Raw genomic sequence first — 12777 nt, 5'->3', positions numbered from 1 at the left:
ACCCCACCAAGCAGTGCGCCTAGCCTCCAGTCCTGTATAATCATGCCGCCAGCAAGCCCACTACCAATTGCCGAGTAGAATGCACCCTGTGGCATACCCATTATGAATGGTATTGAGACTGGTAATTGTGTAAGCGTATTAAAATTAACAATCCTAGCAAGATAACCCATCATACCAATACTGAAGGCACCACCAACACCAACAGTCATGATGCCAAACATCATGCCCTGCATGACAATCCTCTGCACGGCACCAATATACTCACTCACAAGCACATTACTCCAACCAACGAACAACGGCGTACCAGTCGCCTTAGCCTCACGCCACAGTGGGATTAAATCATGCTCAATTGGGCTCAGGTCACGGACTGGGGTTGGGTTAGGCTTAGTGAGCAACTCATTGAAGCTAGTCATAACCCTAATTGGCAGTGACGCCCTAAGCCTCAGGTCGTAGATTATGCTCGGTAGTTTGAACAAGCCGTAGGCTAGTAGTGGTAGGGCTGTGGCCAGGTACCCATCAACGAACAGCATTGCCAAGACCCCAGCCACTGCGCCAGCAATAATGCCGATGATGTCGGTGTCATCGATTACGAAGTAGTGTGTCCTTGGCATGAAGAGTAGGCCTACGAAGCCCATCAACCCCATTATTAACATACCGCTGAAGCCGAGTATCCCAATGCTAGCCATCATTGTCATCATTACCACGGTGACTAGTACAACGTTGAACATTTCCCCAGTTAACCCAGCATCCGTAGTGAGCCTCCTCCTAACCTCACTGAGGAGTTGCTGGAAGTAAGCCTCAATTGACGCCCCACCCTCAATGTCCCTGGCAACCTTAAGCAGGTAAGCCTGCCTAATGAGCCTACCATAAGTCCTAGCATTAGGCGTGTAGGCTATGATTTCCGCAATCCTCCTAAGCCTACGCAAACCCCTAGTAGCCTCCCTCCAACCAACCAAAGGCGCCTTCAATGTGAATATTAAGTCCTCGACCCTTTGGCCTAGTATTAGGTCAGGTAGCCTTACCCTTACCCTCACCGCCAATCACCATGTTGATTAACTCAGCCAACCACGGTTCAACCCCCTGCCTAGCCTCGGTGAGCAGTGCCGTGAGTAGCCTTGCCTGGCAGTCCTCGGGTACGTTAGCCTTCCTGAGGAGTTCCACAAGCCTCTCCCCATTCAACCCATCAATATTGATTGCACCTGCTATTGTCAGTAAGCCCTGGGGCGTCCTGAGGGTGCCCAGTATTGCGCTCTTTAGGTCAAGCCCAGTGTACTGGTAGTTGAGTAGTAGGTAGAGGGCTTTAAGGTACTCGAGTGGGCTTGGGGCACTTGGCTTAGCTGGCTGGGTCACTTGCTTGGTTTGCTCCAAAGTGCCCAGGAGCCTCTTCGCATCCTCTACTCTTTCTGAAAACGACATGAATACCAGCCAGAATGCTAGGCTAATTAGCCTGACTAAGCCAGGAGGCATTAATGAGCGCAGTCAGTGAAACCGTAATCGGGGTAATAATAGTGGCAATGGCGGCTACCGTACTCGGGGTAGTGTTCTACATTCTAACAGGCTACCAGACTGGCTTCACACACCAGCTTGAAGCAGTCACCACGCTAGTCGCTGGCGTTGAGACTGAGCCCAACACGTGGATTGTTGAGGTTGTGTGGACTTATAAGCCAGTTATCAAGGGGTTCATCACGAGTGACGGTAGGTTCATTAGTGTTGATAGTGGGCAGGTTAGCCTACTCCAATGCGGTGTTGGCTACGCCCCTGCACCGTATAGGTACTGTATCTATAGGCTTGAGGGTGTTTCTAAGGAGCCTGTTGAGGTGGTTGGGTAATGGCTATTGAGGCTCCCTTAATCCTAGCCTTCATTGGGATTATATTCGTCAGTGTAATAGGCTTCATGATATTCATGGTTAATGCACAGAAGCCAATAGGCTACGCCAACGCTATTAGGTCATACACCCCACCTGTGATTAATGGTACATACTACTGCCCAGGGGGTATTGTCATCAACCCGTATATTAATGCATCTGGCCTATACCAGTGTGGCCCGTGCCTAATCTACATTTACCAGAACGCCACAGCACGCCTATCCTGCCCAAGGTGATTGAGCATGAGGGTTATTGTTAAGCCAAGCGAGGCTGAAGGTAAGGTGCTTGTTATCGCAGAGTTGAGCCTCATGGAGTACTTTGAGGCTAGGCGTGGTGCCGATATCGTGTATCGATGCACCTCAGGTAGGGTGGCTTCGCCATTAGCCCGCTTCATCGGGGAGTCAATAGCCTACTTGAGGGGTATTCGCCATTGTGGTTCAGTCTAGGATGTTTAATCCCAGTTCCTCTGGCTTGTAACTTCTGAGCTTGTTCCCAATCCTCACTATTAGTATTATACTGTAGTATCCTGAATCTGGGTCGTAGTAGTCAATACCATTCTCAATGCTAACCCTGACTAGCATTGCCCCAATGCCCCTTAACCTCTCCTCAATGAGCCTCCTGTTAGCCTCAATCCTGGCTAAAGCCTCGTTCTTGGGTAGTAGTACCACTGGCTTAAGCATGATTGTATTAATGGGGCGAGGCTAATTAGGGGGATTGGTACCTGGCTCATATGATTGGGAGTGTAACCTTCCAGCTTGGGAATGCAACTAGTTCATCACAAATCGTGAGTAGTGCGTTAAGCTACTTTGACCCATTCTTCACTGCAATAATGCTCTTCCTTGGGATAGCCTTCTGGGCAAGCCTACTATTCCTAATATACTACGGTATTGAGGCCTTCGCCCACCCAACACCCTTCGGAAGGTCAGCTAGGCTTGCCTCAATGTATGACCACGTTAAGAGCGTAGTATGGAGTATTATTGCAATATACCTCGTGGTGGCTGTAATAGCCTTCGCAGTGAACCAGGCAAGCGCAGCGGCTGGGGCTGGGACTACTGTCAATGCTGGGCAATTATTCTACTACGTCTTCGTTGAGCCTATTGTGAACGGCTTCAAGTTATTCTTCGGGGTTACTAAGTGAGTGGCCCAATTGCCACAGTGGCTAGGCTGGCCATTGTGGCCAAGTGTACCCTTATTAAACCCCGTATTGCCTAATACCCGTGGAGAAGAAGTTATTGAAGGTTCGCCTTAGGAGTGAGGTATGGCGTGCAGTCCACTTCGAGGCATTATCCAGGGGTGTCCCTGTGGGTACTATTATTGAGGATGCTATTGAACTGTACCTAGCCTTGAGCCAAGGCAATGCAACCCTCAATGTTAAGGATGGCGCCACATTGCGCCTCAAGACAATTAAACCCACTATAATACCCAGTAAGCCAGCCACAGAACCACCACCTGAACCTGTGAGGACGCAAACCGCACCCACTAATGCGGATGCACCAAGCTTCATTAAGGACAACCCATGGCTCGCAATAATCGCCAGGAAGGGTTAGTGAGGGTAAGGTATTTAAGACTGGAGCCTGCTAGACTACTGGACTAAACTACTCCCTAAACTACTAACCCCAAACCCCCTTGGCCAAGGGGAACCTGACCCAATGATGCAATCCTATGTTAAGGAGCAATAATACAATCAGCAAGCCCTCACGGGCGAACGTCTTCACCCACTCACCTACGGGGGTGGGGGTACCCCTGAGAGTGTAAACAACATTACACTGCACCATACCACCCTGGGGCAGTATCATTAGAGACTATGGTGCTCTAACTCTGGGGGTAGGGGGTGGGCGTGGGTGAGTAGGTGAAGACAATTGCCCATGCCAGTAATCAAATAGCATATGGTGCATTAACACAGGATTGAGGCAAGCCACCAATAATTAGCAAATGACCACCAAGCTTCACCTACCCGAGTTTTATAATTAACAAAGTTGGGTAGGTGAAACCATGTGGCGATTGGTTGTTTGCCAAACCCATGAGGAGCCCTCACGATGCTCAGCCAGTGCCCCCTTCATTTTGCATTTAACACATGTACCATCCTAGAATAAGGGCTCAGGCAATGTGAAGTATATTGGACTGCTTAAAGTATCCTTTGTGAGTAAGCCATACCTGTCGAGGATAACCTTCCCAACCCTCTCAGTCTTAACAACACTACCCTCTGTTACATCCCTTGTGAACAACCTAACAACAATACCAACATCGTGAAGAGCCTTCTTAGCGCTAGTTGGGTATGTGCTCTCGCCAAAGAATGGCTCGTTAATCGCAGGGGACTCATGGCTTATCAGAATAATCTTGAGGTTGCCCATTGCCCAAGCCTCCATAAGCCTATGGACAATGATTTGGATAAGCATGCTAACCCTAACGGTATCGGGTAGCCCACCAGTTGCCTTACTGTACTCAGCCATGTAATTCATCCTAACACCACCAAGGCTATCAATGATTAATGTCGTTGGGTTCTTGAAGCCAAGCCCATTAACCCAGTTCAAAAGCTCCATCGGGTCGTAATACTCGTGAAGCTCGCTCACATGGGGCTTGATTTTGTCTAGGATTGGCTTGAGGTTGAGTTCAGTGGCAATATAAACCACATGCCTTCCTGCCTTCAAGTCATTGTCAGCAATACTCACGGCTAGCCTCGTCTTCCCAATCATTGGTGGCCCGTAAATCATGTATATTGCATCAGCCCCGAACACCTGCCTCCAGTCCATAAGCCAATTGAGCCTAATAGGCTAATTAGGTGAATGCTTGAGGCACGCATAATGCAACCACTAGTAATCGTGGCCAGCCAGGGCTTGAGGAGGATTAAAGAGGCTTATACGCCAATTGGTGGGGTCATTAACATTCGCATTAACAATGCCTTCATTGTTGGGGGCGATGATTTAATCCTATTCGATGCTGAGGGCTTGGTTAATATTACTCTTGACAATGATGGGTTAATGGTCTTCGGCTTCATGGAGCCGATTAAGGATAAGCCCTTCGTAATCATAAGTGGTGGTGGCCTGGGCTTGGTTAGGATTAGGCCAAGGAGGCTCATTATAACGGGCAGGCTAATTGTCGATGCCATCCTCAATACTGACGAGGGCTTCTACGATGTTGGAGTCCTCAAGCCAAATGAACCAGGGGCAAAGCCAATTGTGAGGATTGCAAAACGTGCCCTGGGCATGGCAAAAGCCCTATAATCATTCCTCATTACATCGACCCCTCGCCTTCAACCAAGCCCCTGAGCGGTTCGGGTATTGGCAAGCCCCAAGCATCGAACGCACTCCTCACGCTAAGAACCCTACAATCCCTCGACCCATACCTCTCCTCAAGCTCCCTACGCCTAGCCTCACTCAAGTGAAGCACGTGCCTACAATAATCTGGGTGCAATCTAGGCAAATGACCCCAAACCCACCTGGCAGTTATTGGGTACGCATCAATAAGAGCGTTGAACATTAACCAGGCGATTAACCTAATCTCGTGGAATGCACCCAACCCAGTCCTGAGGGGCATGAAGTTCAGGAAGAACTCACGGCCATTCATGAGTACCCATATTCGGCTGGCAGTGGCATTGGGGAGAATATACCTAGCGTCCTCAGGAAGGGCAGTACCCCTAACCGCATTGTACCCCTCAATGAGTCTATCCAGGAGTGGAGACAGGGAACTGGCGATTGATGGTGGGATTATGAACCTCGGTGGGTTCTTGGCATAATCCACGTACCTCTGACTCTCCTGCCAGTAACTGGCGATTCTATGCCTGACTAGCTCATGGGTAAGAGCCCTACTGCCCTCAATAAGCCATGATGCCCCAATGAACTCAAACACATTGTGGTGACCGTCACGTAGTAATTGAGTGAGCCTCTCCTTGATGAGGCTTGGGTTACTCCTAACCCTCTTTAGGGCTTCTTCAAGGCTATAACCCCTGTATAACACATCACTCATTGCGGTAATAAACTCCTCACTACCCCATGTAGAGTAGGGTCACGCTTGGCTTGGTTAGGAGTGGCATGGTTTAGGGTTAGGGCTTGGGTTGATTAGGGCTCATTGAATGGTGCCTTGGGGAATTTAACCACGAATGGTATATCACCCTCGAAGTCAATAACCGCCATGTGTCCGAGCTCCTTGCTTAGTAAAGCCTCCACGTGGATGTAGGCTTCAATCCTGTCCTCGGAGAATTCGGTATTGAAGGCACTGCTTGCTAGAGCGGTAATGTGGGTTAGTAGCGTACTGGGTGCCTTTTGGATTAGGTATGCTAGCCTCGTGTACTTGTTCCAACCCTCCTCAACTTGAATGTAATCGGGTTGTAACCTAGCCAGGAACCTAGCAATCTCAAGCTTGGATTGGGGTAGTTCATGAATACCACTGCCTGGCAGTAGGATTACCCTCCCAAGCCCACATGGATTAAGGCTCTTGACTACCGCATACTGGCTTGAGGCCTCACTAAGGATTCTCGTAACGTAGGTATTAACGTGGAGGCACTTAACCTTCTCACGCAAGGCCCTATCCCTAGGATTAGCCTGAACAGCCCTAACAGCCTCATTAATCTCTTGAACCCCACAATTCGGCTTAGCACCACTTATAATAGCATAGGTAATACAATCACTAATCTCCTTGAAGAACCCCTTCAAAGCCTTTGTAATACCCTCAAAGGGCAACGTGTCAAGCCCATTAGTACATGTGCCAGTGTAGATGGCGACCGCATTCCCATCAACAATCTCAACATCAACAACAGCATGAGGGGTACCACTAGGCTTCAACAGGAACACTGCATAATCCACGCCTGGCTTCATTGAGCCTGGGTTTAGGGTTTTGAGGAAAGCCCTACTCAGGGGCATGGGTGGCATTCAATCAATCCCCTAATTAGAATAGGCTTGTGAAGGCTCAAGATGGCTCAGGAGGCTAACCTAAACCTCGAACTCCTCAAGTGGGTTCAAAAGACCCTGAAGGAACATGGTAATGCCAACCCAAGCTACCTGGAATGGCTCTTCAAAAACGACCCAGAACTACCACAATCCCTCTCAACACTACGCTACAACCCAGCCCTAAGAATCATGCTGGAATTAGCAATATTGAACATTACAAGCAGGGTTATAACAACCAACATTGAGCCAATTGCACTAAGGCTTGAGGCGAAATGCGGGCCAACCTACATTGGGTTCGAGTGGGCAATACGCAGAACCCTAGAGTACCTTCAAGACAGGGGCAGTGCCAGTGTTAGCGACCTTACAAGAGACTTGCGGGGTGATGTACTTTGGATTGTGAGGAACCTATACTGGTGGTACGGTGGGAGTAGTATTGATGATGCCACAAAGTTGGCTGAAAGTGCCATCCCTAGGCTCGTGAAGTGCGTTGCTAGTGAGCTGGCTGGTGAGGGCTTGGTTAGGCTTGAGGGTAATAATGTAATATTGACTTAGCCTGCCTTCAATTATTCTATTATTCTATATTATAATATACTGAGAGGGCAGTGCTAATTAGGGGGCTAGGGGTTGAATGATTGATTCGTATGAGGAAGTGGGAGGCTTTAGCCTTCGGGGTAGTCTTAACAATAGCCATAGTAGCAGGAATCCTCAACAGTGCACTATACGGCTACGGCTGGTTCGCACAAATTAAAGTGAACGCACCAAGCAACGTTGAAGTCAAGGTCTATGATAACTACGGCCAATACGCCTACATCACAGGCAGTGGAAGCACCACCCTAGGCCCAATATACAGCTGGGGTACAACAGTCTATGCTCAAGTCGTGAATGGGCCATCAGGCTGTACAGTATCCCCAAGTAGCCAGTGGGTTACCGAGTGGTACCCCTACGCATCCTTCACAGTATCCTGCCCATCAACAACAACCACTACTACCACAACAACCCCACCACCAACCACGACCACTACCAAAACTACCACAACAACACCACCAACTACTACCACAGCCCCGTCAACTACAACGACAGCTCCACCAACAGTTACAATAACCAAAACTTCAACAACCACAGTGACAAGCACATCAACCACAACTGTAACAACTACAAGCACAACCACAGTAACAGCACCACCAGTGACCAGCACAACAACCACAACGACAACAGTGACCCAAACCTACACGGTAACAAGCCCAATAACCACCACGACCACCACAACCCTAACCTCAACAGTCACAATACCACCCTCAACAACAACCACCACGGTAGTAACCACCACCACGGTAGTCAGCTCAACCACAACCACAGTGGTTACAACAACAATCCCGATAATTAATAGTAGGCATTGGAATTGGCATGGGTTAAGCTTCCTAATACTGATAATCCAAAACATTGCCAATGGCTTCCATTGGCTGGCGAGTTTCTTCCAATTCAAACCAATAACCCAGGTTCAGGCAGACTTCTACGTGCCAATATTAGAATGGGGTTGGAACTACGCCTTCGGCACTAGGATAGTGCCACTTGCCGTGAACACCACGACAGTTACCAGTACCAGTACTGTTAGTAACAGTACCCTGAGCCTGTTCTACTACTGGGTCGTGAACCTAATAGGCAATTCAATCAACTGGGTGCTCAGTGACTCACAGGGGCATAGTATCAGCGGGAACATGAGCATGAACGGTTACTTCCCAGCGGCGGCTACAACAACGACAAGTGCACAGGCATGCTACCCACCCTGGGCGCCGTGGTGCAGGGGGAGTGGGAGTGGTGGCAACGTGTACATCCCACTCTACGATACAATGACCCTAACCCTACCGTCAAGTCTTACAACCAGGGTAGTCAGTACAACAACACTAACCTGGACGTGCTCGCTGAATTCAAGCGCCACTCAGGTTGTTGAGCTTGGGCAGACTGCAACATACACGGTAATCTGCCCACAGCCAAGCTGGGTCTTCGTTAATGTTATTGATAATGCAAGCGCACCCTACACTGTTTACAGTGGTGAAGCCAACTACCAAACCTACGATAGTGTAAGCGGCTCAGGCAACGGTTCATACGTCCTTGAGTTACCTGAACCAAGCGGCTACGTATGGGGAATGGCGACTGGCAACATACCCAGTAACTATGCTGGATGCTACCTATACAATGCAAACCTACCAAGCATTGGAAGCAACCCACCACAGTACCCAGTGACCAACGACTCATCAATAAGCCTATACTTCCACTGCACGCCAGGTAATGGTACCGTCTATTGGGTTGTGAACGTGCAGAATGCACACGACATGACGTGGTATTTAAACGACACCTACGGGCATGAGGCTTCTGGCCATGGCAGTAGTTCAGGTAATTTCTCAGTTAATGGCCCAGACACGCTAATACTATCAGTGACCACTTTGTTTGGCTACCACTGGGTGTGTACAATAACCTCATCGAACCCGCAGACAGTGAACCCAGGGCAGACTGCAGTATTCACCATAGATTGTAATTACGTTGTCAGTAGCCCCACCAGCACAACCGCCACGACAACAACCTCAACCTGGGGTGGCTACTGGAGCCTCTACATTACTGTTAATGATAACCCAGGAGTGAGCTACACTATCACTGACCAGTATGGTAACAGCCTCTCGGGCAGCCAGTCAGTGAGTCAAGTATTCTTCGCAAACTACCCACCAGGAACCAGCACCCAGTTAACAGCCAGTACCGTGCCTGGCTGCACCATTAGCCCATCAAGCACCACGGTAACGCCAACAAGCATGAACATGTATGTTACATTCACTGTATCATGCGGTTCAAGCTCCTCATCACCAACACCTACGCCAACGGGCACTGGTACGCCAACCACAACGCCAACATCAACTTCAACTCCAACTAGCACATCGACGAGTACTAGTACCTCAACAACCTCAAGCCCACCACCGCCAACGACTGTTACAACAACTGGTACTGTTAATGCACAACCCCCACCACCAACATTCACAGGCTTCTACGAGGTTTGCGCACAGGGAAGCGTGCCACTAGGGCAGGCGGTGGCATTCGAGTGCATTGTGGCTTGGAAGGGGCACACTGTAACTGAACTGGCCGCAAACTTGGTGACACAGTCCCCTAACTTCATTGAATCCACAACACTGTACTACGATATAAGCAATTCCCCAGCGGGTGCATTAGGCTCATGGAGCATATCAGGCAGTTGCCCACTAGGCTTCGTAGTGCAGTATGGCTCCAGTGGCGGTAACTTCGTAGCACAGTTGAGTGGGACAACTGGGACTTACACTTGGTACGTTACAATAAGCGCATGGTGCGTTAACAGACATCTTCAATCTAACTTCGCCTTCTTCACAAGATGGAACCCACCAGAGCTACCTATTGACTGGCTTTTGAGGGGTGGGACTAACGTTGAGGGTGTAATTGCCCCACTCTACTTGAGGGCATGGGATGCCTATGTTAGTGCATGGTTGTATGAGAATGGCTTCACCCTAGACCTGCTACTACTCCTAGTCCTAATAATGCCAATACTCGTGAAGCCAGCATCAAGGAGGATTAAGCTAACCTAACCCAAATCCCATTCAAAAATAATTCTTTTTCAAAACATGTTTTTAATTGAACCAATGCCTAAGGCTTCAACGGTAGCCAAATGCCCTTAGGCCCGCAGTAGTACTGCCAGTTAGCCCCGATAGGCTCAGTGATATTGAGCCTGTAAACCCAACTACCATACGTCCAACCAGCTGGGTCGTAGCATGGTGCTGGTTTACCGTACTTAGCCTTGGTGACAACCCAAGCCCAGTACTGTGCCCCTAGGAATGTCATGTTGAGGATGTAGCTGTCTGGTGTGCCTGGTTTGACTCTGATTACTTGTATTACGCATAGGGCTGGTGGGTTCAAGGCTAGTTGAATGGCTACGCCCGTCGTGAATTTGTTTGTTAGTATCATCACGTAGGTGCCATTGTTCAGGTACCTGAAGGCGAATGGGTACTGGCCAAGGCCCCACGGTGGGACTGCACCAATAGTGTTGGTGCCCAGTATTGCCAGGGTGTAGTTTGGTATTGGGTAGTTCACTGCATTGCTTAGAATGTATGCTGAGGAGCTTTCGAAGGTGTCCAAGCCACCGCCCACTGGGTCAATCATGCCGAGGTACGGCTCAGTTGAGGTAGCATACTCAGCAACGCCTGTTGGGAATGAGCCAAGGTAGTTGGTTTGGTTCATGTATTCTTGGGCTAGGTTGTTTGGTATGAACCATGCGCCTAGCCATACTGCACTCATGTTTGGGAATATCCACATTGTGCCTTCACAGAAGCCTAATGGTAACGTCAGGTTCATTACCCCGAAGGCTGATAATGCGTACGTTGCCTTAGCCCAGTTCAAGACGCTTAACGGGTCACTCATGTTGAGTCCTGGTAGTTGGCTGGCGTTCTCAATGACTGTTGTTGTTACTGTGGTCGTGTATGGGTATGGGATTAGGCTAGTGCTTGTGATAGTTGTCGTGTTACTCACTGTGGTTGTAGTTGGTACTACGATTATCTTCGTGATTGTATTATTCACGACTGACGTTGTTGTGGTTACCTCAACGTATGTTGTTGTCATTGTGACTGTCTCAATCTTACCATTCTCTGGTATGGTTGTTGTTATAACCTCTGTCTTTGTAACATTGATTGGTATTGTTATCGTGGTACTGTTCACTACCGTCACTGTCTTGAGGTGGGTTGCCCCTGGTATTGGAATGTAGAAGCCAATAATGTAGCCTAGTGCAAGCCCAATTATTAGCCCAAGTATAATGTATGAGGCTAGCTCACGGTCAAGATACATTCATCTCACCCCTCAGGTATTACCTTCCCCATACCTCTTTACCTCATAAACGTCCCATATCCTCAGAGTTATTGTAACCCTCTTATCATCAATGCGCTTTATATCCTCAACACTGTACACTAGCTTATGCTTCCTAGGTGTTGCCCCAAGCATTGCCGCTAACTCAGGTAGGTATAGCTCGAACTTCTCAGACTCCCTAACCCGCTTACGGGTATTTACTCCCATACGCTTTCCCTAAGAGAATATTATCCTCAAGGTTAATATATCCTATCTTGAGGATAAGCCATCCAAGGCATAATGGGGGTCAATGAGCCTTTAATACTTATAGTTAAAATAAGGCCCATCTGAGGTAGTCACACTTTCAATGCCCAGTACATGGGTACCATGTCCCTAGGAGCCTTGAAGCCACAGTTTCCGCAAACCATTACCCTACCCTTCACCTGAGTGAGACTATGCCCGCACCTTGGGCACTTCTTGCTATACAGTCTCCTGAACTCATATGGTACGCCGTACCACTGTAACTGAGTGACAAGTAGCTTAACGAATCTCCTCGTCTCGGCTAGATAAATCTTCCTTAAACCGCTCGGTAGCTTCTCCTCAAGCAGTTCCCTTCTCGACTCCTCGGTCATGTCGTCAATCAACACCTCGGCCCTCAGCCTAATTGCCTTCATTACCAACTCGTGAGCCTTCTTCTGGGCGAAGTCCCTTAGGTATGCGTAAATCTTCCTCCTCAATGCTTTAACCTCCCTAGCTAGTCTCCTAGCCTCAGGGGTTGAATCCAACCCCAACCTCCTCAGTCTGCCCAACTTCTTATGCAAACCCTCAGCCCTGTAATACCACGTGTCGATTAGCCTAAGGTTTGGCCTCAATGGGGAGTACTCCGCAATTCTGTTATTCGGGTTAATTATACCATAGACAACACCGTTACTCCACGCATTAACATCAACAACAAGCCTATAACCACTAGGCACGTGAGACTCAACCTCACGCTCGGCAACCAAGGCTAGGTATGGTTCATTATCCTTGAGACCAATCATTGCAAACTTGATGTCACCACCCTCACTAATCCTACCAACAACCCATTTGGGCATTGGGATGATGACGACGTACCTAGGCTCATTCTTACAAACCTGGCGCAATCTAATGACATTACTCCTAAAGTCTAGAACCACTGGTGCATG

19 protein-coding genes are annotated in these 12777 nt (G+C 48.8%); 8 read left to right on the top strand and 11 right to left on the bottom strand.

The features are described 5' to 3' along the window. Together B7L70_RS09720 and B7L70_RS09715 are read right to left on the bottom strand one after the other, a co-directional pair. Nucleotides 1-1034, bottom strand: a 1034-nt coding sequence (locus B7L70_RS09720; RefSeq protein ID WP_081227716.1) for a hypothetical protein, incomplete at its 3' end; no start/stop codon positions are given. Further along, nucleotides 1009-1416, bottom strand: a complete 408-nt coding sequence (locus B7L70_RS09715) for a hypothetical protein (protein ID WP_143701615.1) — start codon at nt 1414-1416, stop codon at nt 1009-1011. The genes B7L70_RS09720 and B7L70_RS09715, both read right to left, overlap by 26 nt. 53 nt (nt 1417-1469) lie before the next feature. Between B7L70_RS09715 and B7L70_RS09710 the strand changes: the two genes are divergently transcribed. The 3 genes from B7L70_RS09710 to B7L70_RS09700 are packed head-to-tail and all read left to right on the top strand — an operon-like array spanning nt 1470 to nt 2311. After that, the gene (locus B7L70_RS09710) at nt 1470-1829 is read left to right on the top strand and encodes a hypothetical protein (protein WP_081227711.1); all 360 of its coding nucleotides are present in this window, start codon (nt 1470-1472) and stop codon (nt 1827-1829) included. Next, nucleotides 1829-2101: a hypothetical protein gene (locus B7L70_RS09705; RefSeq protein ID WP_081227709.1), complete on the top strand. Its 273-nt coding sequence runs from the start codon at nt 1829-1831 to the stop codon at nt 2099-2101. The genes B7L70_RS09710 and B7L70_RS09705 overlap by 1 nt, the downstream gene beginning before the upstream one ends. A gap of 6 nt (nt 2102-2107) precedes the next feature. Then, nucleotides 2108-2311, top strand: a complete 204-nt coding sequence (locus B7L70_RS09700) for a hypothetical protein (RefSeq protein ID WP_081227706.1) — start codon at nt 2108-2110, stop codon at nt 2309-2311. Here B7L70_RS09700 and B7L70_RS09695 read toward each other — a convergent pair. Continuing rightward, entirely contained in the window at nt 2303-2545 is a 243-nt protein-coding gene (locus B7L70_RS09695; RefSeq protein WP_081227704.1) for a hypothetical protein, read from the bottom strand. The two genes, B7L70_RS09700 and B7L70_RS09695, sit on opposite strands and share 9 nt — an antisense overlap. 50 nt (nt 2546-2595) lie before the next feature. On the opposite strand from B7L70_RS09695, the gene B7L70_RS09690 reads away from it, so the two are divergent. Both B7L70_RS09690 and B7L70_RS09685 read left to right on the top strand, forming a co-directional pair. Next, entirely contained in the window at nt 2596-3003 is a 408-nt protein-coding gene (locus tag B7L70_RS09690) for a hypothetical protein (protein WP_081227702.1), read from the top strand. Nucleotides 3004-3082: 79 nt separating this feature from the next. Beyond that, complete coding sequence (locus B7L70_RS09685; protein ID WP_081227700.1) at nt 3083-3412, top strand: hypothetical protein; 330 nt, start codon at nt 3083-3085, stop codon at nt 3410-3412. A 537-nt stretch (nt 3413-3949) separates the two neighbouring features. On the opposite strand, the gene B7L70_RS09675 is transcribed toward B7L70_RS09685, so the two are convergent. Next, nucleotides 3950-4615, bottom strand: coding sequence for a bifunctional adenosylcobinamide kinase/adenosylcobinamide-phosphate guanylyltransferase (locus tag B7L70_RS09675; RefSeq protein ID WP_081227696.1), 666 nt, complete (start codon nt 4613-4615; stop codon nt 3950-3952). A 51-nt stretch (nt 4616-4666) separates the two neighbouring features. On the opposite strand from B7L70_RS09675, the gene B7L70_RS09670 reads away from it, so the two are divergent. Continuing rightward, nucleotides 4667-5086, top strand: a complete 420-nt coding sequence (locus B7L70_RS09670; RefSeq protein WP_143701614.1) for a hypothetical protein — start codon at nt 4667-4669, stop codon at nt 5084-5086. 10 nt (nt 5087-5096) lie between these two features. Here the strand turns inward: B7L70_RS09670 and B7L70_RS09665 are convergent, their stop codons facing one another. Continuing rightward, nucleotides 5097-5828, bottom strand: a complete 732-nt coding sequence (locus B7L70_RS09665) for an FAD-dependent thymidylate synthase (protein ID WP_081227692.1) — start codon at nt 5826-5828, stop codon at nt 5097-5099. Nucleotides 5829-5920: 92 nt separating this feature from the next. Then, nucleotides 5921-6721 (bottom strand): hypothetical protein, encoded by an 801-nt coding sequence (locus B7L70_RS09660; protein WP_081227690.1) that lies wholly within the window; start codon nt 6719-6721, stop codon nt 5921-5923. A gap of 51 nt (nt 6722-6772) precedes the next feature. On the opposite strand from B7L70_RS09660, the gene B7L70_RS09655 reads away from it, so the two are divergent. After that, a complete protein-coding gene (locus tag B7L70_RS09655; protein WP_081227688.1) occupies nt 6773-7300 on the top strand; it encodes a hypothetical protein in 528 nt (175 codons plus the stop codon). A gap of 388 nt (nt 7301-7688) precedes the next feature. On the opposite strand, the gene B7L70_RS09650 is transcribed toward B7L70_RS09655, so the two are convergent. Continuing rightward, nucleotides 7689-7952 (bottom strand): hypothetical protein, encoded by a 264-nt coding sequence (locus B7L70_RS09650; protein ID WP_202908726.1) that lies wholly within the window; start codon nt 7950-7952, stop codon nt 7689-7691. A gap of 21 nt (nt 7953-7973) precedes the next feature. After that, a complete protein-coding gene (locus tag B7L70_RS09645) occupies nt 7974-8231 on the bottom strand; it encodes a hypothetical protein (protein ID WP_202908725.1) in 258 nt (85 codons plus the stop codon). 31 nt (nt 8232-8262) lie between these two features. Between B7L70_RS09645 and B7L70_RS09640 the strand changes: the two genes are divergently transcribed. Beyond that, nucleotides 8263-10347 (top strand): hypothetical protein, encoded by a 2085-nt coding sequence (locus B7L70_RS09640; RefSeq protein ID WP_101940275.1) that lies wholly within the window; start codon nt 8263-8265, stop codon nt 10345-10347. A gap of 58 nt (nt 10348-10405) precedes the next feature. On the opposite strand, the gene B7L70_RS09635 is transcribed toward B7L70_RS09640, so the two are convergent. The 3 genes from B7L70_RS09635 to B7L70_RS09625 form a co-directional block, all read right to left on the bottom strand. Further along, a complete protein-coding gene (locus B7L70_RS09635; RefSeq protein ID WP_081227684.1) occupies nt 10406-11596 on the bottom strand; it encodes a hypothetical protein in 1191 nt (396 codons plus the stop codon). 12 nt (nt 11597-11608) lie between these two features. Further along, a complete protein-coding gene (locus B7L70_RS09630) occupies nt 11609-11821 on the bottom strand; it encodes a hypothetical protein (RefSeq protein WP_081227682.1) in 213 nt (70 codons plus the stop codon). A gap of 128 nt (nt 11822-11949) precedes the next feature. After that, on the bottom strand, nt 11950-12777 hold an 828-nt coding region (locus B7L70_RS09625), incomplete at its 5' end, for a zinc ribbon domain-containing protein (RefSeq protein WP_081227679.1).

Source organism: Vulcanisaeta sp. EB80 (genome assembly GCF_002078205.2).
This window is presented reverse-complemented; position numbering and strand designations above follow the sequence as displayed.

Coding starts and splice junctions, on each gene's coding strand:
- B7L70_RS09660 (WP_081227690.1), bottom strand. CDS start 6,721: ATGCCCCTGAGTAGGGCTTTCCTCAAAACCCTAAACCCAGGCTCAATG.
- B7L70_RS09715 (WP_143701615.1), bottom strand. CDS start 1,416: ATGTCGTTTTCAGAAAGAGTAGAGGATGCGAAGAGGCTCCTGGGCACT.
- B7L70_RS09675 (WP_081227696.1), bottom strand. CDS start 4,615: ATGGACTGGAGGCAGGTGTTCGGGGCTGATGCAATATACATGATTTAC.
- B7L70_RS09635 (WP_081227684.1), bottom strand. CDS start 11,596: ATGTATCTTGACCGTGAGCTAGCCTCATACATTATACTTGGGCTAATA.
- B7L70_RS09695 (WP_081227704.1), bottom strand. CDS start 2,545: ATGCTTAAGCCAGTGGTACTACTACCCAAGAACGAGGCTTTAGCCAGG.
- B7L70_RS09705 (WP_081227709.1), top strand. CDS start 1,829: ATGGCTATTGAGGCTCCCTTAATCCTAGCCTTCATTGGGATTATATTC.
- B7L70_RS09670 (WP_143701614.1), top strand. CDS start 4,667: ATGCAACCACTAGTAATCGTGGCCAGCCAGGGCTTGAGGAGGATTAAA.
- B7L70_RS09665 (WP_081227692.1), bottom strand. CDS start 5,828: ATGAGTGATGTGTTATACAGGGGTTATAGCCTTGAAGAAGCCCTAAAG.
- B7L70_RS09700 (WP_081227706.1), top strand. CDS start 2,108: ATGAGGGTTATTGTTAAGCCAAGCGAGGCTGAAGGTAAGGTGCTTGTT.
- B7L70_RS09655 (WP_081227688.1), top strand. CDS start 6,773: ATGGCTCAGGAGGCTAACCTAAACCTCGAACTCCTCAAGTGGGTTCAA.
- B7L70_RS09690 (WP_081227702.1), top strand. CDS start 2,596: ATGATTGGGAGTGTAACCTTCCAGCTTGGGAATGCAACTAGTTCATCA.
- B7L70_RS09630 (WP_081227682.1), bottom strand. CDS start 11,821: ATGGGAGTAAATACCCGTAAGCGGGTTAGGGAGTCTGAGAAGTTCGAG.
- B7L70_RS09710 (WP_081227711.1), top strand. CDS start 1,470: ATGAGCGCAGTCAGTGAAACCGTAATCGGGGTAATAATAGTGGCAATG.